17 protein-coding genes are annotated in these 24,151 nt (G+C 38.8%); 14 read left to right on the forward strand and 3 right to left on the reverse strand.

What is annotated here, in order from left to right:
* Nucleotides 1–71 precede the first annotated feature (71 nt).
* The 6 genes from ACZIX4_RS02920 (at nt 72) to ACZIX4_RS02945 (ending at nt 7,551) form a co-directional block, all read left to right on the forward strand.
* The gene (locus ACZIX4_RS02920) at nt 72–974 is read left to right on the forward strand and encodes a hypothetical protein (RefSeq protein ID WP_463334111.1); all 903 of its coding nucleotides are present in this window, start codon (nt 72–74) and stop codon (nt 972–974) included.
* A 263-nt stretch (nt 975–1,237) separates the two neighbouring features.
* Nucleotides 1,238–1,708: a hypothetical protein gene (locus tag ACZIX4_RS02925; RefSeq protein WP_463334112.1), complete on the forward strand. Its 471-nt coding sequence runs from the start codon at nt 1,238–1,240 to the stop codon at nt 1,706–1,708.
* Between the two features lie 288 nt (nt 1,709–1,996).
* Nucleotides 1,997–2,437: a hypothetical protein gene (locus tag ACZIX4_RS02930; RefSeq protein WP_463334113.1), complete on the forward strand. Its 441-nt coding sequence runs from the start codon at nt 1,997–1,999 to the stop codon at nt 2,435–2,437.
* An 80-nt stretch (nt 2,438–2,517) separates the two neighbouring features.
* Nucleotides 2,518–4,656 (forward strand): ATP-dependent nuclease, encoded by a 2,139-nt coding sequence (locus ACZIX4_RS02935; RefSeq protein ID WP_463334114.1) that lies wholly within the window; start codon nt 2,518–2,520, stop codon nt 4,654–4,656.
* Nucleotides 4,638–6,587, forward strand: coding sequence for a UvrD-helicase domain-containing protein (locus ACZIX4_RS02940; RefSeq protein ID WP_463334115.1), 1,950 nt, complete (start codon nt 4,638–4,640; stop codon nt 6,585–6,587). The genes ACZIX4_RS02935 and ACZIX4_RS02940 overlap by 19 nt, the downstream gene beginning before the upstream one ends.
* A gap of 124 nt (nt 6,588–6,711) precedes the next feature.
* Complete coding sequence (locus tag ACZIX4_RS02945; protein ID WP_463334116.1) at nt 6,712–7,551, forward strand: DUF2726 domain-containing protein; 840 nt, start codon at nt 6,712–6,714, stop codon at nt 7,549–7,551.
* A 27-nt stretch (nt 7,552–7,578) separates the two neighbouring features.
* Here the strand turns inward: ACZIX4_RS02945 and ACZIX4_RS02950 are convergent, their stop codons facing one another.
* Both ACZIX4_RS02950 and ACZIX4_RS02955 read right to left on the reverse strand, forming a co-directional pair.
* A complete protein-coding gene (locus tag ACZIX4_RS02950) occupies nt 7,579–8,298 on the reverse strand; it encodes an HNH endonuclease domain-containing protein (RefSeq protein ID WP_463334117.1) in 720 nt (239 codons plus the stop codon).
* A gap of 36 nt (nt 8,299–8,334) precedes the next feature.
* Nucleotides 8,335–8,643 (reverse strand): hypothetical protein, encoded by a 309-nt coding sequence (locus ACZIX4_RS02955; protein WP_463334118.1) that lies wholly within the window; start codon nt 8,641–8,643, stop codon nt 8,335–8,337.
* Between the two features lie 432 nt (nt 8,644–9,075).
* Here ACZIX4_RS02955 and ACZIX4_RS02960 point away from each other — a divergent pair, with 432 nt between their 5' ends.
* The 8 genes from ACZIX4_RS02960 to ACZIX4_RS02995 all read left to right on the forward strand — a co-directional run bounded on the left by ACZIX4_RS02960 (nt 9,076) and on the right by ACZIX4_RS02995 (nt 22,723).
* Nucleotides 9,076–9,954, forward strand: coding sequence for a hypothetical protein (locus ACZIX4_RS02960; RefSeq protein WP_463334119.1), 879 nt, complete (start codon nt 9,076–9,078; stop codon nt 9,952–9,954).
* A 10-nt stretch (nt 9,955–9,964) separates the two neighbouring features.
* Complete coding sequence (locus ACZIX4_RS02965; RefSeq protein WP_463334120.1) at nt 9,965–11,500, forward strand: ComEC/Rec2 family competence protein; 1,536 nt, start codon at nt 9,965–9,967, stop codon at nt 11,498–11,500.
* Nucleotides 11,501–12,041: 541 nt separating this feature from the next.
* Nucleotides 12,042–13,649: a T9SS type A sorting domain-containing protein gene (locus tag ACZIX4_RS02970; RefSeq protein ID WP_463334121.1), complete on the forward strand. Its 1,608-nt coding sequence runs from the start codon at nt 12,042–12,044 to the stop codon at nt 13,647–13,649.
* An 11-nt stretch (nt 13,650–13,660) separates the two neighbouring features.
* Complete coding sequence (locus tag ACZIX4_RS02975) at nt 13,661–16,468, forward strand: hypothetical protein (protein WP_463334122.1); 2,808 nt, start codon at nt 13,661–13,663, stop codon at nt 16,466–16,468.
* 3 nt (nt 16,469–16,471) lie between these two features.
* Entirely contained in the window at nt 16,472–20,071 is a 3,600-nt protein-coding gene (locus ACZIX4_RS02980; protein ID WP_463334123.1) for a DUF6443 domain-containing protein, read from the forward strand.
* Between the two features lie 10 nt (nt 20,072–20,081).
* Entirely contained in the window at nt 20,082–20,681 is a 600-nt protein-coding gene (locus tag ACZIX4_RS02985) for a hypothetical protein (protein ID WP_463334124.1), read from the forward strand.
* Nucleotides 20,682–21,011: 330 nt separating this feature from the next.
* Nucleotides 21,012–21,959: a hypothetical protein gene (locus tag ACZIX4_RS02990; protein ID WP_463334125.1), complete on the forward strand. Its 948-nt coding sequence runs from the start codon at nt 21,012–21,014 to the stop codon at nt 21,957–21,959.
* 95 nt (nt 21,960–22,054) lie between these two features.
* Nucleotides 22,055–22,723: an HAD family hydrolase gene (locus ACZIX4_RS02995; RefSeq protein ID WP_463334126.1), complete on the forward strand. Its 669-nt coding sequence runs from the start codon at nt 22,055–22,057 to the stop codon at nt 22,721–22,723.
* A 12-nt stretch (nt 22,724–22,735) separates the two neighbouring features.
* Here the strand turns inward: ACZIX4_RS02995 and ACZIX4_RS03000 are convergent, their stop codons facing one another.
* Nucleotides 22,736–24,100 (reverse strand): exonuclease domain-containing protein, encoded by a 1,365-nt coding sequence (locus ACZIX4_RS03000; RefSeq protein ID WP_463334127.1) that lies wholly within the window; start codon nt 24,098–24,100, stop codon nt 22,736–22,738.
* Between the last annotated feature and the right edge of the window lie 51 nt (nt 24,101–24,151).

Below are 24,151 nucleotides of genomic sequence, written 5' to 3' on the forward strand. Positions count from 1 at the left end.
TTTGTAGAATAAGGACCTTGAAAGGATCCTTGGATAAAAATTAAATAGGGTATAAATCAAGTTGTAATTAGATGAAATCAGTAGTTGAAAACGGCTATAAGTATATTTTAATCGCAAATGAAAGCGACCTTGATGAATTACGTCATAGAATTTCTGAACAAAAGCCTTTTGCGGATACATTTAAGTTTTCGGATTACAAGTTCTTTGTCAGTGTGCTTGATTGTTTAGGGGTCAGCCATGACCATTTTACCAAACACCGTTACTATTTCGACGCTATTTCTAACATCCATATTTCAGAAAGTGATTTTGGCCATATATGGATCAGCACTTCAGGACTGGTCGCGCCAAGGAAGGTTACAACAAACAAAGCCGTTAATGCCTGCCTGAACCAGTACCTTGTTATATCACTTCTTTTAGAAAAGGCTATTGAAGTTATTGAAGATGAAAGTGTATACGATATTGACTCCAATAGCTCTGAGTTACTAAGTAAATTATCTCCTGCAATTTTCCACAATTTGACCTTCTACATTGAAGTGTTTTGCAAAGCTTATCTTTCACTCACAAACGGCGAAGTACTACTTACCCATAGTCTATCTATGCTCTATCGTAAAACGGTGACTGTAATGGAGAGTAAAAAACATGACGACTCGCTCTTTCAAATACTGGTATTGGACCCGCTGTACAGATTTATTGACCATGTTGCCAATATGCCCGGCGATTTCAAGGAACATAACATTAAATATGATGACAACGCCTCGGATCACAGCGTTATCTTATTTAAACGCGAGGCGCTGATGGAGATGACAGTTATATTGGAATTATCAGCGGACTTTATAACAGGTTATTTTTATGAGGGTGATAAAACGTATTATTTGAAAACCGATATTTACCAAAAAATGCTTGACAAAGCGGACACTGAAGAAAAAAAAGAAAAGATTCGAAATATGTATCCACATTTAGCTAAGAGGCACTAAATTATTTAATAAACATTGAATTTTAATGGCTGCTATTAGGCGGTTCTGATCTTTAAAAGATAATCCTAAAGCGATAAAATATTTCCTACGATATTTCTTAGAATACTAAAGTATGATTTTGATTTATATTAAATAGGCTTTTTGAGTAAGCCATAAAATACCTATTAATGGGTATTTTAACATTTCTTTAAAACAGGTATTTTTACTTAAAATAGTGATATATAGTTTTGATATATTCGGCATATAAATCTGAATCAATTTCAATGAGGGATAAACCATTTACCGAAGAAGAAGGAAAATATACGAAAATTGGGACAGTCGTAGGTATTATTGCTTTAATAATTACAGTGTGGCAAATCTGGCCAAGATCTAAACCTAATTTAGATGGAGAATGGAAACTAACAACAGAAGTAACTCAATCCAACTACTCAGCTTACATTGGAAAAAAGATTGGATGGAAAATGTTTCTAAACGAAAACCAAAATATCATTAAAGGTACGGCAGAAAAGATTACAATTGATGGTGAGGAACTGGAATCAAAAAATAAAACTTGTTTGCAACTCGAAGGCTCATTAAAAGGAGAAAATATTGTTCTTTCAATTTCTGAAAATGGTAAATTACGAACAACAACTGGTATAATCCAGGCTAAGATTATAACTGATAATATTGAAGGAACATTTTCTCAAACAGCGGCTAACTCAACAGGGAAAGTACTTGCAGAGAAAATCAAATAGAACAGCGTGAACATAGCTATCAAAAATGCTTGTAAGGAAGGATTAAAGATTAGCAGAAATAGTGGGTGTTTCACATACTTTAGTTTACCCTAGTATTAAAAGCATTGCGATTAATATATTTGATTAGATTCAAGCCAAGTATAAAGGTAATTGCTAATATGTTTTGGGGAAGTAAATAGTGCTTTATCGTCTTATATAATTTGAAATACCTACATTAAATAATAGAAAAAACAACAGCCAGCATCAGTAATGAAACGTCTATATTCAAATCAACATATTCTATTGAGATTGACAGCTAACGCCGATAATGTTACGTTCGTGACGCTGACATTTGCTATAATAGAATACCTTTTCTATGATGACCGGTTGCCGGGAAAACAAATCAAATCCGAAAACCCAGATAAATTCAATGAAGATAGTCTAATCAGACTTAGAGACAAATGTCTGGAAATCCATAACAATATTGAAGTAGCCTTAACCATTAATGAATTTATCTTGTTCTCTAAAACAGTGGATTTTGTCTCCAAGAGTTTCCTGAGTGAGTTTAACCATAATCTGAGTGAGCTTATTACCACAGATTTAAATGATCCAGAATTTGATTATGATTTAAATCGTAACTTTTATTTAGAGGCATCAACAAAGCTATTTGAAGGGTTTAGAAAGAGCTGTACGAATAAGAAAATAAATGAGATACTAAACCGGGAGCTGAATTGGGGCCTGAATGAATAATTTTATAGCAGACTTTTTATAAGCACAGATTTCAGAATGATATGAAACCCATTGCCTAAATAAGCATCAAAATTCTTTAGATGAAAATTACTAAAATAGAAATACAAAATTATAGGCTTCTCCAAAATTTTGATTTGGAGCTAGAAGATGAACTTTCCTTAGTTATCGGTAAAAATAATACAGGGAAGACCTCCATACTTACAATTCTTGAGAAGTTTCTGTCGCAGTCCGATAAAGCGAAATTTCATTTTAACGACTTTAATAATGATTTTAAGGCCGATTTAAAAAAAGCAATTGAATCTCAAGACGATATTTCACCTGTCGATTTTAAGCCTTTGGGAATTCGTTTAAATCTGGTTATAGAATATAATGAGTCTGATGATTTATCTAATATCAGCAAGGTAATGATGGATCTAGATCCAGACAATACTTTTATCGTTCTTGGATTTGAGTATACCATGGGATTTGACAATTACCTTCTTCTAAAAAAAGATTTTGCTGAGTTTTTGGATAATGAAAATAGTAAAATGGTACTTGCTGATCAAAGTAACAAGACATATACCCCACGGATTTTTTACGATTATCTACAAAAGGAACTTACAAAATACTTTAAAATTAGTAGAAAGTCTTTTAGGTATAATTTTAGCGAAAAGTGTATTGAGCAAAAAGAATATATTGAGGTAACCGATGCAGAAATCAAGGAAATTGTCAACTTTAAGTATATAAGCGCTAAAAGAGATGTCACTAATAAGGAGAAAAATAAGACACTCTCTACGCAGACTTCAAGGATATATAAGAGTACTGAGGTAATCGAAGAACAAACTGACGCTGTCGAAAAATTTAAAGACAGCCTTACAGAAACAGATGATAACTTGAGCGACATTTACAAAACTCTGTTCAATGATATTATCAAAAAAGTAAAAAGATTCGGAGGTATAAAAGCCAATGAGTCTCACATAGAAATCAAGTCCACCCTCCAGCAACGGGAACTACTAGAAGGTAATACGACTGTCATTTACAAGCACGATGATGACCATCAACTCCCGGAGTACTATAATGGCCTGGGTTACATGAATCTGATCAGTATGATATTTGAGATCGAGATACTTGTACATGAATTTAAAAGAGAGTTGGACAAAAAGCCTTCGGATATAAATTTACTTTTTATTGAGGAACCCGAAGCACATACTCACCCACAAATGCAATATGTGTTTATTAAGAATATCAGACAGTTATTGGGTGAAGGAATTGTGAGAAAGGACGGTGAAAACAGAAAGTTACAATATATTATTAGTACGCATTCTTCCTGTATAGTATCGGAAAGCGTATTTGATGATATTAAATATTTGAAAAAAGAGCATCCGAACAGTGTCAAGGCAAAAAATCTAAAGAGTCTCGCCAACGAATACACCGAAGAAGGGCAGGAGAAAAATCTCCGATTTTTAAAACAATATCTTACCCTTAACAGAGCGGAGCTTTTTTTTGCGGACAAGGCCATTTTCATAGAGGGGGATACAGAACGTATTTTACTACCTGCGATGATGAAGAAAGTCGATAATGAAGTTTCTGAAGATCCACTCATGTCTCAAAATATTTCTATAATTGAGGTAGGAAATTACGCTAATGTATTTGAGCGTTTTATTAATTTTATAGGTATAAAGTCACTTATTATCACTGATTTGGATTCGGTTAAAAAAGATTTTGTCAGAACCCAGGACGGTCTAATAAAGACATCCAAAACCGGCAAGCAAAGGAAAGCTGATTATTCATGTGTCGTTGTTGAAGGAGAAAAATCATCGAATCCTACACTAAATTTCTTTTTTCAGGGAAAGACTTTTGAAAATCTGCGCGTCTTGAGTTTTGCTGATAGGAGGTTTAAGAAGGAAGATAACTGGATAGTAGATACAGATGGTTTTTTGCAAATAGTTTTTCAAACCAAAGAGAATAATTATCAGGCAAGAAGCTTTGAAGACGCATTTTTTAATATTCCTCGAAATGTGCAATTCATCAAAGATAACAGGTCTAAATTCAAAGGACTGAAAAATCTTAAGTACTTTTATGATACCTCAAAGACACCATTTGACCTTGCAGAGAACTGTATCGATAGCAAAGGAACATTTGCTATAGATATTTTAATGTACAGTGCCGCAGATAATTTTGGAACGTGGGAGATACCCTCATATATTAAAGAAGGATTACTATGGTTGAAGCACGATTAAACAGGTCAAATTTAGAAATTGAGGTCCAGCAGATATTTGAGTGTATCGATCAACAGCGGAATTTTTTGCTAAGTGGCGGGGCCGGTAGTGGAAAGACTTTTTCACTTGTACAGGTTATCCGACAGGCCATAGCTGAAAATCCTTCGTCAAAAGTTGCCTGTATGACCTATACGAATGCTGCTGTAAAGGAAATTGAGGAACGGGTTAACCACAAAAATCTAAATGTTACGACAATCCACGATTTTCTATGGGATAACATTAAACATTTCCAGCGGGAATTAATGTCAGGGTTGGTAGTTTTAGCAAATGATGAAAACATCTCCAAAATATCCATTGACGATGTAGATCCTGTGCCCGTTAATTATTTCGATACCTTTGAAGATGGGATACAATATAAGGAGTTCGTACGTGTAAGAGAGGGAATCATATCGCATGATGAACTCTTAATACTAGCTAATTATCTGTTCGAAAACTATCCCCGGCTTTGCGATATCGTGAAAGATAAATATAAATTTATCTTTATTGATGAATATCAGGATACCAATCCATTAGTCGTTAAAATTTTTTTAGAACATTTTAAAAAGACAGCCAAAAAAAATATTGTGGGTTTTTTTGGTGACGCTATGCAGTCCATTTACGAAAATTCCATAGGTAATTTAGATGATTATAAAGGGGATGAGGATAATAATATGGTTAAAGAAATAAAAAAAGAGCAAAACAGGCGTAACCCACAAAGTGTTATTACTCTTGCCAATCGTCTCAGGACCGATGGTTTAACCCAGGTTCCATCTACGGATGTAAAAGCGCCAAATATGTCTGAAAGTGGCGTTAGACCAGGGGAAATACAATTTCTTTATTCTGCAAATGCAGATATTATTGCGATTAAGAAGTTTTTATCTGAGAATGGGTGGGATTTTACCGATTCGAAAACAACGAAAGAATTGAACTTAACCCATAACTTAATTGCCGATAAAGCTGGGTTTAGACAACTTATGGACATTTATGATAAAGATCCTGTTATAGGTTTAAAGAATGATATAGTCAAAAGGATCAAGGAGAATAAGGAACAGGGACGGCCAACAGAAATTGCCGAAGAAGATACATTTGACGTTGTTGTGGATAAACTCCAGCTACGAAGCGGATCAAGAAATGGGCCCTTGAAAAAGGATGTGTTGCTTCAAAATCGTGATTGGGCCGCTTTGTATGATCTATTGAGAAATAAGCCGTTTTCGGAAGTTAAAAAAATATATATCAGTACGGATGCATTAATTGACGACAAAAAACAAGATGAGTCGGATGAGAGTAAAAAAGGCTCCAAACGGGATTACTTGATAAGGCATCTATTTAAGATTCAAAATACTATACAGTTTTACTTAGATGGGCAATACAATGAGTTTCTTCGTGTCACAGATTACCGGCACCGTTTTAGAAAAGTGCAGGATAAGCGTGATCTCAAAAACAATATTGACAGCTTGGTAAATGTTTCGGATAAAACTATTGAAGAAATAATTAATCAAGCCCATGAAAAAGGGATTTGTCTAATTGATGAGCGTTTGGAAAAGTTTAAAATTGAAAAAGAATACCTGTATAATAGAGTTAAACTTTTGAAATTCAAAGAGTTTCAAAAGTTATATAATTATCTTGAAGGTAAAACGCCATTCTCTACGCAGCACAAGACCAAAGGTGCAGAATTTACTAACGTTCTGGTTATTTTAGATAATGGAGGATGGAACAGCCGCTACAATTTCGAACGTCTATTTACGTTGGGTCAGGGTTCAGTGAATGTGCTTACAAATTCGCAGAAGATATTTTATGTTTGCTGCACAAGATCCAAGGAGCGACTAGCTGTTTATTTCCATAATCCGTCGTCTGCTGTTTTAAGTAAAGCACGAGAGTGGTTCGGTTCTGAAAATGTAAAAAGTTTAGACTAAGGTAATAGGGATCAATTACTGGGATGATGTTGAATGTTAAAAAAGATAATATTTACGGTTCCTAATATAGTTCATGAAAGTAATTATCGCCCTAAACAATAAACAAAATTGTTTGTAAAGAAAAATGAGAGAAACAGTTTTAGCATATCTACAGCATGGAAATTTTGATGGAATCACTGCAATTTTGAGAAATAATAGTGTCTTTAACAGTTTGTTGGAAGACCCTATTTTCAAGACGGTATTTTTTCAAAATTTCACAAATGAATTGTTTAGCCGTAAAGACTTGGCAATAACCTATCCTGCTTTTTTGCTGCAATGCCATGATTCTAAAGACTATTCATTTGTTCTTGGCCAAGCCGATGAGGTAAGGTTGCTTGAGTTTTTAATTGATACAACGCGATCCTACCAATATGCCACTAGGTTGCCCGATTATCCAGCTTCGATCCTAATTATCGAAGAGTATCGGAGAAATTTAGCTTTAGAAGCCGTAAAGGCCGAACAACGTGCTAAAAAGCATTCTGACTTTAATATAGTAGAGCAATATGCCAAGAATAAGACACATTTGTTAAAATCGATCTTTAATTCTCCTCAAGAAAAGGAATTTTTTTTAGCCTGCCGCAACGTCTTCCCTGAGCACATTATATTACCTAATGTAGCACTAACAACGGTGCTTAACCAAGAAATCATAAAGGAAAAATTCAGCGAGCATATTGGCTTTGTACTTACGGCCTCAGTTGATTTAGTAATAGTCGACCCGGAAACCTTTATACCTATCCTATTCTTCGAACTGGATAGCAAAACATATCATAATGGTGGACAGCTTTCCAAAGATGAACTCAAAAATATGCTTTTGAATGAGCTTGGGAACAATCTTATCAGGCTTACGAAAAAGACCGGAAAAGAAGGAACTAGCGAATTTACTCGCTTGTTGGAGTCTATAAAAACCGAATATCAAATACAATAGCCGTTTACCCGCGGAATTTTCAGGATACTATAATAACATAAACCCATTATTCCCCGCAATGGTATGCAGAGGTATTATTAGGTTCCTGTATTGAGTTACATCCATACCTAAATTGTTAAGCTGCGGAAATACATTCCAGTATTGTCCTAGAAAATTATTTTTCGGTGATGCGGCGGTTACTATTTCGTATGCTTGCTGGTGTAATCTTATAAATGGTTCCAGATGTTTTTCAAGTAACGGTAGCTTATCCGATTTGACGCTATTGAATCGTCTGTCAATAGGCACCAGATTCCATATCAGGTCATGAGATACAAATGCATGGGGGATGAAATGATCTACTGAATAACTGGAAATATCCAGCTTGGTATTGGTATAGATGCAATCCAACGTCCCTAATTCCCTAAACACGACATCCCAGAACTGTTTCCGCTGGGGTAGGAGGGAACCACGAACCGGAGGTTTTACCAATTTACCCGCAATATCAGGAACGCTAGGGTTCCGTACCTGAAGGAATGCGCTCAGGTTCCACAGGCAAAAGTCTTTTAAAATGCAGGCGTGCACCCTTAAATAACGGGTCCATTTTGGATTCATGGTAATTGTGTGCTCGCCCAAAGCATATATACAATCCGCTTCAAATGATACCGAAGCACTGTAAATATATTTCTTATAATTGTTGTCTTCCGCTTTTTCAGGCTTTTTAAACCAAGGGCTTAGAAACCGGTGCAGTACGTTTTTATCGAAGTGCAATAGTGTCTTTAAGGTTTCCGGCTTGTCCGAATTAACCTAGCGGGTGACAATTTCCTCCTGCATTAGGCTTATCGGAATCGATTCAGTTCCCCTAATGATTTCTACTGCCTGTTGCAGTAAGTCCTGTTTGCCGAAAGACACATGAAAATAATTTACCGTATACCACGCACCGGAAACCATACGCGCAAATAGTTCCTTCTTCTCGATTACCATTTTTCCCTCTTCGACTGCTTCCAGTATGGACAAAAACCAATAAAACTTATATGTAGCAGAGGTATTTGCAAAAAGCCCTGTGAGTTTATGTACAGGAAGGTTATGATCGGGGGGAAAGTACGTTGCCTGCATTTGTCCGGGTCGGTTGTTCGTAATAATTTAATCTAAGAAACTAAAAGTACAAACTTTTCATAAAATCCTAAGCCGTTTTAGCATTACCCCCAGGACTACAGCGGTATACTTTACCCAGAGGTAAAGATATAGCGAAGTGCGCGCCCGGGCAGCCCTAATAAGGCACTAAAAGGAAAATACTGGCTTTGCTATTACGAAACTTTAAACCTCCGTACATCAAAAATACCTATTAATGGGTATTTTTTTAAAATACTGATTTTTATATATTTATCGTGATATACGATGTGTTGATTGATCACCCTATCAGCTCCGACCAACGAAAATCATGGATCCTTTTAATTTGGTTGATAAAAGGATTGCTTTGAAACCATACCTATAAAATATACCGGCTTAAAGGCTACTGCAATATTTTTTTAATAACCTTATTATACCATGCGAAAACTACTCTTCATGATGGTTCTGGCGGTGATGTCCGTTGGAAGCCATGCCCAGGAAATTATAGGTAAGATGTATACCATTACCCCGGATTTTATCAATGTCAACGGCGTTGACGAGAAAAATAATCTCATTGAATCCGCTAAGTACAGGGCAAGCAAGAACACAAAATTTACGGTAACGGGCTTCGATAATAATAACAATATCAAGATAACCTTTTGGCGGTATTACAAAGTAAAGGAGAAGGCTAACTATTTTGACAGTGTTAAGCAGCAAAAGGAACTCTACAGGTTTGACACCATTAAAGGTTATATCGGGCGATGGGCCAATTTTAAAGAATTTGTGATAAAGCCGGAGGTTTTCAGCACATCCTGTGTCCCGTATTATGGAAGTAAGGATGAGTTTACCTGGGGTGTAATGACCCTACCCATTAAGCTCAGAACGGGTAATTCCAAAGACCGCTTTTTCAGTTACGAGGAGAGCCTTAACCTGGGTTTTGTCTTTGGCTGGAGACACCAGATGGAGGGAAGGAAAACGCATTCGGTAAATTACCTTATGGGACTCGGTATTGCCAGTGTGCGTACCGATAGCCTGAGTATGAAAAGCGCAGTAGCCCCATCCAGTACCAATTCGGCTGCCTTTTCCGCGAATCTCGGCGCTTTGTATGCGCATAATAATTTCCAGATAGGTTTATTCACAGGGGCTGACTTTATCCCCGGAGCACTCGGCCGTGACTGGAAATACCAGGGCAAGCTTTGGTTAGGCCTGGCGATTGGTATATCGCTTTTCTCCAATACCGACAACCAGGGGGGCGAGGGAGAAAATAAAGAGAGCGGCAATAAAAACACGACGACAAAAAGTAAAACTAAACAATAAAATAAAGAAAATGGGAACACAACAAATACTCAACCAAGGCTATGGTTTTGCGGAATACCCTTCTGTAAAAATATATGAAGAAACGGCTGATGAAAAGGGCATCAAATGGAAACACCTGAAAAATTTACTATTTGGCGATTACATCAGGGTGCTTAAAGACGGTTCCGGTATGTTTATAGAAAAGTCCGTTAAAAACAAGCTCTACATAAAGGTAAGGAGCCGTAATTGCACGGGCTACATCCTGAAGTCAAAGATTAGGCCCGACAGGATACTGGAAGTGAATTTCATTGACGTCGGCCAGGGAGACGGCTGCCATTTGGTTACCCCGGACGATGAGCATTTTATCATCGATGCGGGTGGTAGTGACAACATGTTGCGTTTTCTTAAATGGCGGTTCAATACAAAATTCAGCCAATATGCCCCTCCTCAGCTGAACGCCGTTATATCACACCCGGACAGTGACCATTACCTGGGCTTTGGCCATCTGTTTACCAGGCAATCCGATAGCATGCAACAGTTCCTGTTCAAAAACATCTTTCATAACGGACTGGTGCAAAGGGAGGCCGGAGATGAGTTGGGCAAAACAGTACCGCAGGGTAAAATCAATTACATCACTGAACTGGTAGTTACTGATCAGCAGATGAGAGAACACCTTAATACCATGGGAGAAGGGTCTTTGCATGAAAGAACGTTGCTGAAAGGCTTAAAGCAAAATGCTGATGTACGCTTTCAGGCAGCCCTAAGAAACGAGGTAGGCGAACCCAAATTACTCGTACCGTCTTCAAGGGTAAAAATAGAAGTATTGGCACCATTAACGGAGCCAGTCGATGGCCAATCTGCCCTGCGCTATTTTAAGGCAAAAACTGGTAATACTGATAACGTCGGCCGCACCAAGAATGGCCATTCGGTGGTGCTTAAACTGGTTATAGGCAATGTACGCATTTTGCTGGGTGGTGACCTGAATCCGCCGGCTGAAGATTACCTATTGGAACGGTATTCAGGAGAAAACATCGCTGCCCTGCGCAAAGACATAAAGGAAGCCAATAATCCGGCAGAGAAGAAATTGTTGCAGGACAGGCTTGATGCCGCAATCGAAACTGCCAGGCAGTATTTTCAGGTGGATTTTGCGAAATCCTGTCACCACGGAAGTGCTGATTTCACCAGCGAGTTCCTGCAGGCCGTCAATCCGCTTGCTACAATTATATCCAGCGGTGACGATGAGCCGCACTGCCACCCACGCCCCGATACTTTAGGTACGATTGGTAAATTCAGCCGCGGCGAGCGCTCCTATATTTTCAGTACTGAACTGATGCGCTCAAGTAAAGAATTCATTAGGATAAAAGACCTTGACCCGGAAAAAAAGAAAGAAAGGATTGTAACGGTGTACGGAATGATTAACCTGCGTACCGATGGTGATAAGGTGATTATCGCCCAAAAACTCGAAAGGCCAAGGGGTGCCCAAACCTGGGATATCCATCAGTTTGAGTGGAACGATAACATGCAGGAGATAACCAGAGTTGAAACAACATCAGGTGATGAAGATTAATATATGTCTGAATTGATATTGTAACCTATAGACTTCCAAAAAAAATAAGTAACAAGTGTGGCTAGTTGAGTTAATATGTATGGCTTATCTTGTCTGAACTTCCACCATCCGATCTTATGGCAGGCATGTATTGTATTTTCTAATGGCCTGTTGCATCGGCAACCAAATTAAAAAAGATGTTATTGATAAATATAGTTTAAACTGACAGGGGTAGCCGAGTATCTTCGAGAATGTCATGTGACCGCTATCGAACACAGCTAGAGTGACTTCTGTAAGATACCTTCCTGATTGTACTTATTACAGATATGCATATTACTTTTATACTAAGATAGATATCTAGGAAAAGTTAAATTGAGAGTTGTTTATATATACCTTTTTGATTCAGTTTACATTTGAAGAAGCGTATTTACTATATTTTTGGTCTATGGTTTATTTAATATGACTTATAGTTTATAGATATAATTCGTGTTAAATTATTTGATATTGGGTTTTTATATATTTTTATAACAGTCATTTATCTGTTAAAATAAACTTCTTACTTATGGCTGCAATACGAAATCCTATTTTTTATTTTGTTATCATGTGTACCCTTCCTCTGTACTTATCGGGTCAAGAAATTATTTGGGAGAAATCATATGGGGGTAGACAATCCGATTATTTTTTTGATGCGGAACCCACTGCTGATTATGGATTCATTTTAGCCGGAAGTTCATTAAGTGGAAAAAGTGGAAACAAGACACAGGATAGCAATGGAGACCTTGATTATTGGATATGGAAAATGAGTGAATCAGGAGATCTTGATTGGCAAAGGTCTTTTGGGGGCTACGGTACAGATATCTTACATAGCATTTCTAATACTAACGACGGAGGATTTATTTTAGGAGGCACCTCTAATTCTTCTGTGGGTCTTGACAAAAAAGATATATCGTTTGGAAACGACGATATCTGGATATTAAAATTAAATGCTAAAGGAAATGAGGAGTGGCAAAAAACAATTGGGGGCAGCGGGCAAGAGAAAATTAAGAGTATTTTTCAAACACGGGATGGAGGATTTATTATAGGTGCTTCTTCATCTTCAAATAATCCTGGCAAAACACATACACCCAACGGAAAATGGGAAAATGGGAAGGGAAATCTCGACTACTGGATAATAAAACTTGATGAAAAGGGGAATATAACCTGGCAATGTACATTGGGCGGAGAACATCTTGATTTTCTGGAAAGTATTTCACAAACCCATGATGGTGGATATATCGTTGGTGGATATTCTAACTCGAAGGCCTCAACTGATAAGATGTCGGAAGGATTTGGAGCAGGAGACTATTGGATATTAAAGCTTAACAAGAATGGCGGTATTGAATGGCAAAAAACATATGGTGGTGAAAAAGATGACCATTTGTACGCCATTCAGGAACTCACTGCTGGCGGATTTATCGTAGGGGGAAGTTCCAATTCAATCGCATCGGGCAGTAAGACGATAAACAGTAAAAATGGCACTGATTTTTGGGTTTTACGACTGGATGGTGAAGGTGAAATTTTATGGCAACAAAGCTATGATATTGGTAAGGCCGATATACTAAGCTCTATGAAAGAAGGTATAGATGGTTCTATTTTACTCGGCGGTACCGCAAGAAGTGAAGTGACGGGGAAAAATAGAAAAGACAATAGAAATATTAATGACTATGTAGTTTTAAAACTAGACAGAGACGGGGAGGAATTTTGGAGAAAAACAGTAGGAAGCGCCGATGAAGACATTCTGAAAAAACTAATAGAAACCCGCGATGGAGGATATCTTTTATTAGGTACGGCAAAAGGCACGGTCTCAAAAGACCGTAATACCGCGAATGGTAAAAACGATTTTTGGGCGGTAAAGTTAAAAGACCGTACAAAAAAGGAAATCAACAAAAAGAAAATGCTTGAAGCTATTCCTAATCCCGCAGTGCAATTTACAAATATCATTGTCGGGTTTGATTTTTCTACCGGCACGCTAAACCTGTTTGATCTCGCGGGAAGGCGATTGCAATCATTTGAAGTACATAGCAGAACAATTCCGTTAGAAATGAACACTTACCCAGAAGGTGTTTACATTGTGGAAGTCAAAACGGATAAGGGAACTGATTCTGTTAAAATAATTAAGGGTAACAACTAAACCAACAAATTATGAAAATCCTCTACACCATTACTACGGTATTATTGTTTTCTCTGCTACATGGCCAGGATTATAAAAAAATAATCCCTCCTTCTCCCGAATCCTTCCAATTTCAGAAATTCATGGGACAATCTGTCTCCACAGCAACAGGCCAGCCAAACATTGAGGTGCCTCTTTACACATTTAACGGATATGGGATGTCACTTCCTATATCTTTAAAGTACGATGCCTCTGGCATTAAAGTGAATCAGGTTATAGGCCCCGTGGGATTGGGGTGGTCACTATATCCAGGATTTAGGATTTCCCGTACCATCATGGGTAACCCGGATGATATTTCCCCAACAAATAATATCCAAAATATGACCAATGCGAGTACTGAATATTTATTCAATTTCGCCCCACGCGGATCAAACCTTAATGTTGAATCGGCTTTATATGATGGGCAATACGACATTTTTACTATCCATTTGCCGACAATTAGTACAGCATTTGTCTTACAATGGAAAAACGGAGTACTCACACCGGTTACCATACCTTCCCAGCCTTTAAAAATAATCCCTCATTTCCCTTCATATTCTCAAAGCCAGTTTTATGCGTTTGACGTGATCGATGATAAAGGTGTCGTCTATAAATTCGGCTCTGCGGTCTCTAATGGAACCGGAGGAATATATACTGAATCGATGGGTTCTGCAACAACAAGTTGGATGCTCCGGGAAATTGATCCACCCGGTGCTGAAAACACGATATTTTTTACCTATGAATGGGCGGGTAATGCGGCCTTTTACCCCTCCAACCAATTTATAACAATTAATGATATACCTAACTCAGGATACACTACTACGGATCATTATGCTTATATGACTATCGGGCAATGGCAATTTACAAACTTATATATCAGCGGGGTTCAAAGTGCATGGGCGGATTTATACGGTAGATGTAATATAAAAGATATCTCTTTTTCTTCAGGAGAAAAAATAAGCTTTAGTTATAATTCAACATACAAATTGGAAAATATTAAGGTATTCAACCAATCAAACACCGAGGTAAAAGATATAGTATTTGAAAGGCAAAACGACCAGCTTATTTCGATTGATACTGGTGCTGATGGAATTTATCAGTTTGAGTATGACCAGCAATCTGTGACGGGAAATCCTTTGGGCCAGGATTATTTTGGCTACTTCAACGGTAAGCCAAATACATCACTGGTGCCTAGTGTCATACTACAGGCAGATTATGGGGGTACAACAGGGACATTTAATGTCACAGTTGGCAATGCCGACCGTTCACCAGTGGCTACAAAAATGCAGGCCCGCATATTAAAAAAGATAATTTATCCCACAAAAGGCTATACGGGTTTTACCTATGAGCCGCATAAATTTACGTACAATGGCAGCCAAAATATTGGTTTTGGGTTGAGGATACAGCGCATTGATACATACGACCCTACCGGGGCAAACACTATAACGAAGACATATAAATACGGCATTAACGAATCGGGATTGGGTTCCCTTAGCTCTGATACACCATATGATAACATATCATTTATTGCGAAAATCACACAAGCTACGCCAGGTGGCGGAAGTACCTGTCAAGATTATAGGGAAAGGATAGTATCGAGTTCAAGCCGGAGGCCTTCTTTAGGTTTTGTCCCGGAGGTTTGGTATAATGAAGTTGCTGAATATACCGGAACAGGAAACGGCAAAATCATATATAATTATTCGTATAATCCTGCAGAACTGAACTTTAACAGCAGTACTTATAATTATATATATCTTGCTATACGGGGCTTTAATGGACCAAGACTAATGAAGGAAACGGTAAAGAACAGCGCAAACGTTGCTGTTGAAGAAAAAGAGTATAATTATGAGACGTATAATCCCAGTATATTGGAAATGGTGGTGTCCCAGCATCTTTCCTACGCTGGCGGCGGCGCGGGGGACTATCTGAACGCGCACGTTTGCAGTGGTTATTCGTATTTGGCATTTGCAGCTGATTATACTGCGCTGTTTATCGAGAGTGAACATATTAGCACTATAATACATAAAACAATATTTCCTGCAGGTACTGTGCAAAACACAACTGTATTTGAGTATGACACTTCAAATAGTTACTCTTATTACTACAATCTTAAATCCAAGACTTCCTCAACAAGTGGCGGTGGGAATATAATTGAGAAGTTTTATTATCCCGTTGGAGAAGCAATGCCAGATTTTTTACAACTAACAGCAATCCAACAGGGAATTATATCAACTTTGGCTTCCCAAAACTATACGACCTCCGTTATTGAGAAAATAGTAGTAAGTGGTTCACAGACCATCAGTAGGGAGGTAACCGGATTCAAGAATTGGGGAAACTCTTTATACCTACCGGAAGTGGTTTGGAGTGCAAAAGGCGATGGAGATTTTTTTAATACTGTTCAGTTTTACAATTATGGTGATAAGGGTAACTTACAAGAATTTTCTGAATTCGAAGGTCCGCATACAGCTATTGTCTGGGGGTATAAAAATTTGTTACCCATTGCAAAAATAGAAAACAGTACCTATCCAGGCATATCTTCAAGCCTTATCACTACCGCCAAAAATGCGTCACTTGGCACAGACGATCTCGCCCTGCGGAATTCTCTGCAGGCAATAAGAAGCAGTCTACCTAACGCGATGGTTACCTCTTTTACATTTAAACCGCTTGTTGGCATTACCTCCACTACTGATGCTAAGGGGCAAACTGTATTTTACGGCTATGACAGTCTTAACCGGTTGAATGTAGTTAAGGACAATGACTATAAATTCATGTCAGAATACTTTTATAATTATAAACCCTGATTTATGAAACATCTGGCAATTCTACTGGTGCTTCCGTTTTTTTTGTACGCTCAAACGGCGACGGAAAACTATGTTAAATCTTATAAATATAAAGAAGGTACAACAACCAGTGATGTTACAAAAGCATTAGTAGACGTAGTTTATTACGACGGATTAGGCAGGCCCTGTCAACGAGTGAAAGGAAAATTTGCGGCAGGAGGTACTGACCTGGTTACCCATTTTGAATATGACACGCAAGGCCGTCAGGCAACTAATTACCTTTCATTTCCTGGCACTGGCTCAAATTTAGATTTTGTGCCTTCCGGACGAACAAATACAACTAACTACTACTTTAACACATTTGGCAATCCATACGGCTATAGCACTTTTTTTTATGAATCATCGCCTTTAAGCAGGGTGCTTAAGAAATCAGCTCCGGATATCGACTGGCAGGGAATACCACTGACGGGTAGTAGTAATGACTACGTTGATCATACGATAAAATTTGCCTATACTACGAATTCAACCTCTACAGAAGTAAAAAAGTTACGCGCTTTGGCAACATGGGATTCCGCTAATAAAATTTACAATACCTCATTTGTAAATGATGGAAATTATAGTATAGGTGAACTGACTAAAACAATTACACAAGATGAGAATAAGGCTTCTGCGATTTCTATGGGTACAGTGGTCTCGGGCAAATTAAATACTGTTGAAGAGTTCAGGAATAAGGAAGGGCAAATTGTTTTAAAACGGACCTTTAATAAAAAACTTCCGGAATTTGATGCGGATCTGCAGATCGTTATTTACGAAACACTTGATACATACTATGTTTACGACCAGTTTGGAAACCTTACCTACGTTTTACCTCCGAAAGCTGGAGGAAGTATTACTTATGTCAACGAACTCGGTTATCAATATAAATACGACAGCCGAAACCGGATGGTAGAAAAGAAACTACCCGGAAAGCAATGGGAATATATCATCTACGACAATTTTAACCAAGTTGTTGCAACGGGGCCATCAATAACTCCATTTGGAGGTAGTGCGGGTAATACTGGCGAACAGGGATGGATGGTTACAAAGTATGATGCTTTCAAAAGGATTGCATATACCGGATGGTATACATCGTCAAACTATGCTTTTACCTCCTCTGGACGAAAGCTTTTACAAGAACAGGCTTTCGCAACAGTGTCGCGTTCAACCTCCCCTGTATCTTTGGATAATACACAAATAAGCTATACGGTTAACTTTCCCTCTTCGATGACACTGCTCACGATTAATTATTATGATGATTACCTATGGTCTGGTGCACCTTCGCCACCAACTGCTTCAACAACTATTGAAAGCCAAAACGTATTGGTTAATGTCAAAGGACTTGCGACAGGCTCGTGGGTACGTATTCCGCAAACGGGAATCCCGGCAAGCGAAGTTTCTTATATTTTCTATGATGCCAAAGCGAGGCCTATCCGTGAACGGAAAAGCAATTACCTCGGAGGATTTACGCAAACGGATAGAAAATTTGACTTCGATGGCGCAATGCTTTATTTAATACAGACACATAAGCGCCAAAACGAACCAAATCCGCTGACAGTCCGTAAAGATTATGCCTATACTTCGCAGCGCAGGCCGTTGAGTACTATGCATAAAATCAACAACCTTTCCCCGCAACTCATAACGTCTAACGTATATACGGAGACCGGGCAGTTGAAAACCAAATTCGTTGGGGGAAATGGTGTTCTTTCAAATTCATTACAGAAAATAGATTATGATTACAATATGAGGGGGTGGCTGACGGCCATTAACAAAGGCGGTGTTTTCTTTGGGGAGGCGGGCTATGCTACAATACCAATCGATCTATTTACATTTGGTATTTCCTATAATTTGGTGGAGGATGACCTGGACGGGGTAATAACACAACTTTATAACGGCAATATCTCAGAGACCCGGTGGCGCAGCTATAGTGATGATGTGCAACGTAAATACAGTTACAGATACGATAATCTGAACCGTCTTAGTGATGCATTTTATCAAAAACCTGAGGAGTCAACTGTACCTACAAACAGCTATAATGAAACAGCTTATTACGATAAAAATGGCAACATTACACGGATGGTCCGCACCGGTGGCTTTGATGATCCTGCGACTGCTATTGAAATTGACGACCTTGCATATACTTACGCTTCAAATAGCAATAAGCTAATGAAGGTATCGGATAGCAGCATGAGCCCACAGGGATTTAATGATTTGAATACCGCTGGCGATGATTATGATTACGATATAAATGGTAACCTACAGAAAGACAAAAATAAAGGCATAACCAGTAATATTAAATACAATCACTTCAACCTCCCGGTTGAAATTTCTTTTGGGGGCAATAACCTGATATCTTACCTTTATAATGCGGCGGGACAAAAAGTAAAAAAGAAAGTTGTCCAGACTATTAACGGAAGTGATGTAACTATGGAGGTAGACTATATTGATGGTTACCAATACAAAGGAGGGGTGCTTCAGTTTTTTCCTACTGAAGAAGGATATGTTGAAATGACAATGGTTAATGGTAATCCGGCCTATAGTTACGTATTCCAATATAAGGATCACCTGGGCAATGTAAGAATGAACTTTACGGCGGGGAAAACGGCAGGTACAGTAGTTATTAAGGAGGAAACTCATTATTATCCCTTTGGGCTAAAGCATGCCAACTATAATATGGACTATTTAGAGTTTCAAGATATTGACGGGGAATTGGAGTTATATCCGCCCATAACGCCTACAGGTAAACTATCCCATAATTATAAGTACAACGGCAAGGAGCTGCAAGACGAGCTGGGGCTTAACTTATACGACTATGGCGCACGTAATAATGACCCTGCACTGGGAAGATGGATTAACATTGATCCGCTTGCAGAGAAATATATTGGTATTAATCCGTATGCATATGCAGCTGATTCTCCATTGATATATCATGACATTGACGGAAGAGACATTTACAGGTATGATAGTCGAACTGGCGAATTGATATTAATGGAGGAGAGGGAAGGACTGGACATCATTGCTAAATATAAAAAACGACATGGAGAATATATCCTAAAAACCGATCGACATGGAAATATAAAAACTCATATGACTAATATAGCAAAAGGGATTCTCCATGATAGAATGAATTTTAAAACTCAGAATAATGTTATAGCTGTAAATGGTATAAATGGAAACGGAACACGTCAGCCGACCACGGCAGAGGTAGAGAATTTTATATTAGAGGGGGCCAAAGCACTAAGACAAGAGGTGTCCGGCTACGCTTTAGGAAATGAGAGAGGTAATAATATCACAAATATTTTGATTTGGAAAACAGATGATAATACATCTACAGAAGCTCGAGATAGACCTTATGATGAGAATGAAAGAATTCCGTTGGTGGATTTGAACCGTGGAGCTTATCAAGGTGATGCAAACTTTCTTTATGAAAATAGTTTTGCTAAAAATCATTTTCATACACATCTTTATAGGGAAGAAGAATTGTCTGGAAGGCAACCAAATTCACCGTCAAGCGAAGATATGAATCATCGAGCTTCAGCTGATATTCCACATTACATTATTAATAATAGGGGTAAACATCCTTTTTAAATCTAAAAAAATGAGACCAATTTATGCTTTAATATTATTTGGGTTAGTCGTCTGCTCCTGTAAGCCCGTTAAAGACACCTTGATAGCTGTTGGAGGTACTAATGATGCTATAAGAAATATTATAATCGATTATAATAAAACACAAAAAAGTACGGTTAGAAAATCTGATGTTTTTGAAGTCATCGACAGTAGTGCTAAAAATTCGCAATTCTACAACATAGCAATCAAGCCGCAAAGAAATGTTTATTCCTTGACTTCCAAGGATACTATAGGGGCTTATCCTAAGCATTTTCCAACAAATTATCTCTACTATCAAAATAAGTTATACATCTGGAATGACCCCGGAAAACCTCTTGCCAGGGAGGTATTAGAAGTTTTACATAAAAATAAAATGTTGGATTCTATCCGGCTACGATACCAAACGGGTGTTTATGATAAGGAACAAATGGGCGAAAAATATCCTGAATATCCCGAGGTAATTATAGATGAGTCCGTGGTTGCAGTCAACTACATGATTTGCAGGTCAAATATTTCAGAGTTTAATAAAAAGAAGAGCACCGCGTTACTCACCGAGCAGGATTTTGATGTGAGAGGGTTCGACTGCAAGTAACTTTTTTTGTCAAGATATATTGCTATTGGGATAGGTCATCTTAAAAGGCAGCGTTAGTCAGGTAAATTGTCCTGTATCGTTATGTGCGAGCGACCGCAGTGGCATCCTTTTCCGCAGGAAAAGATACAACGAAGTGCGCGCCCGGGCACCCAAAATAAGCCTGCAAAAGGGCTTTTGGCTTTGCTTTCAAAACCTTCAAATCACTACAGCATTTAAAAAAATACCTATTAGTGGGTATTTTTTTAAAATACTGATTGTTATATATTTATCATGGTATACGGTATTGTATATGAATATCCTATACACTATTAACCTTCAAAACCAGAAATCATGGCCTGTAGAACCGCTTCCGTAGCACGTGTTGTTGATAAATCGATTGCCGCCAAAGACCAATTGGACAGGCTCCTGAGCAACATAAGTGCACAAAGAGATGAATATAAAACTATCTTTGAAGAAAATGTAGAAAAGCATTTGAAAAATTCCAATATAACCGATGCAATTGAAATAGACTACAATGACTACATAAAGACGGAGTACACCTCTGAATTCAGCCTGGATAAAATTGTCGAGGTGGTTAAACATTCCTTAGAAGCCATTGCGGCCTCGTACGGGCTGCAGCTGGCGGAAGCCTTACTGAAAGATGATTCCATTGATGCGTATTCGGGGCTTGTTAGCTCGATTGCCGAGGCTGCAAAGACATCCTCTTCATCGGCTACCAGCCTCACGTTCTCCAAAAACCGCCTCCAGCCGGGACTCTTTGCATTTATATCGGCTGCCTCAGTAAATATGAAAGAGAAAGAAACTTTCGGTGAGGAATCGGTTACTTCCACGATTGTATTCTATAAAGTTATGAGCAGCGAAAGGGATCTTTTAGCCGGGGTTGCCATCAGTATAATACTCATTGACACCCAAGCGTTACTACAGTTTAAAAAACTACAGGCGGCACTGGTCGATGCCCTTGCCAATAATACACTGACTTTGGAAGAATATCTAAAGAAGGATGAAATTTATTCGGACCGGGTTACAAAACTGGAGGAAAAGATCAAGCAATATGGACAGCCGGTCCCCGGGCCTTCGCAGGTTGCCCCGAAAGTAAAAAAAGACAATAAATTTAGTATGGCATTGCCCTTGCCGAAAAATGTCTCGCGCGAACAGCTGGTTGTTTCAATAGCTATTGAAACACTACAGCAACGGGGCGGAAAGTACAACGCTGTTATAGAAAAGGCACAAGAGCGCATCAAAGCAAATTATTATAATTCGCACCTGAATTACGCGTAAGGAAATCCACATAAAATGTATTGGAATGGCACAGTTCAAAAACTAGGGTAAGAACCTGTAAAAGCGTTATATTTGCCGCGCAATACATCCAAGACATGAGAACAATAGGCGTAATTTTTGATATGGATGGCGTTATTTGCCATACCAACCCTTTTCATAAAAAAGCGTTTGAGGCTTTTTTCGATAAGTATCAAATCCCTTATTCTGAGGCTGAGTTTGAAGCCCATATGTACGGCAAGCACAACAGCTATATCATGTCGCATTTTTTTAAGCGCCTAATCGAAGGGGAGGAGTTGTTATTGTTGGAGGAAGAAAAGGAGTCTTTGTTCCGTACCATCTATCAAACGGCAATAACACCCCTGCCGCACTATTTAGAGTTCTTAGAAAATCTTAAAGCACAAAATATACTAACGGGGGTGGCAACTTCAGCACCCCGCGCGAACCTTGACCTTATCCTCGACGGGCTCAATATCAGCGGTAAAATGGAATCGCTTATGTCAAGCGAGGATGTGGCTTCCCATAAGCCCTCTCCGGAGGTGTACCTGAAAACGGCAGCGCGTTTGGGCTTAACGCCTGCAGACTGCCTAGTATTTGAAGATTCCTATTCCGGGGTTTCAGCTGCAATAAATGCAGGAATGAAAGTTGTTGGTGTCTTGAGTTCCCATTCAAAAGAAGAACTGCCGCCTTGTGATTTTTACATCACTGATTATAATGATATTGACCCCGATAAAGTGGCTGGGCTATTGGGATTGGTTTTGCGCTGATATTTTGTTATTTCAAGGTATATGGCGGATAACCTTAGACGGGTATTTTTCGACATAAGCCCCTATCAATTGCATTATATATAGATTGCTTTTATAAGGCATTACATACTCCTTTACTTCTTTTGCATCTGTGAGGGCGATATCGGTTGGAATATATCCCATTCCGTAAAAATGCCCTTTTTCAACCCAAAGACAGCTGTGTTCGTCCCCATCCCTGCCTTTGTCAATAATTGCAAAACTAAGCCTCCCGTCAGAAAGAAAAGCCAGGGCCGGGGCTACGGAGTTGTTATGTTGTGATACTTCCGGCAGATTATCAGGCTTGGGCCTGTGCAGGACTTCATCATTGGTACCATAATGGCAGAACCTGGGGTCAATTCCGAACTGTCCGGATAGTTTTAACAGCAGGTTTACGGCATCATTTAGGGAATGGAACATTTCGATATAACTTTGATGCTTGTAAATTTTACCTATAGCCAGGTACTTATAGCCGTTACGGGCCTCGTACTGATATAATCCGAACCTGGAGTCAAATTTTTTTAAAGCCCTGTTGTGGGCGGGCCATAATTTCTTTATCTCACAGCATTCCAGCAGCAGTGCGATAAACTCAGTACCACATACCTCATATGAAATAGAGTAGATGTCCCGCATGAAATCTTGGCGTTGCGGGGTAATTTTATGCCCTGAAAAGTGTTGTGCAACCCGCTTTTTGATATTCTTGGCTTTCCCGATATATACTACCGTTTTTACAGCATTATAAAAATAATATACCCCAGGTTTCTCGGGAAGCTGCTCAAAATCCCCGGGTGGAAGATGGGGAGGAAGGCGTTGGTCCCAGGCATTTTTTTTAATCATTTTTGCAATCTCGCCTTCTGTATCCCATTCCATAAGCAAGCCAAACAGGATTGCTGTGGCATCTGCATCACCCCCGGCACGGTGTGCTTGCAACAGTGGGATATCCAGGGAGCGGCAAAGGTTTCCAAGGCTATAGGAAGGCAACCCGGGTTTTATTTTTCGGGCGATCCGTACGGTACAAAGTTTCCGTGTATCCCATTTAAACCCTGCTTCTTCGAGTTCATGGCGTACAAAGGAATGGTCAAAATTCACATTGTGTGCCACGAAGATACGGCCTGAGAGCAGGCCCAGTACTTTTTCGGCAATATCGTCAAAGATAGGGGCATCTTTAACCATCTCGTTATTGATACCGGTAAGCGCAAAAATGGGCAACGGTATTTCTTTTTGAGGGTTTACGAGGCTTTCAAAACGGTCAATGACATTTAGCCCGTCGTGGATGATGATTGCAATTTCGGTGATACGGCTTCCGTGTGCGCTACCTCCGGTAGTTTCGATATCTACAATGGCGTATTCGATTTTCTTCATTTTAAATAATTTGGATCGTTAATCCTGATGTCCTGTTGCAATCCATGTGCC

This window comes from Flavobacterium niveum (assembly GCF_055231775.1).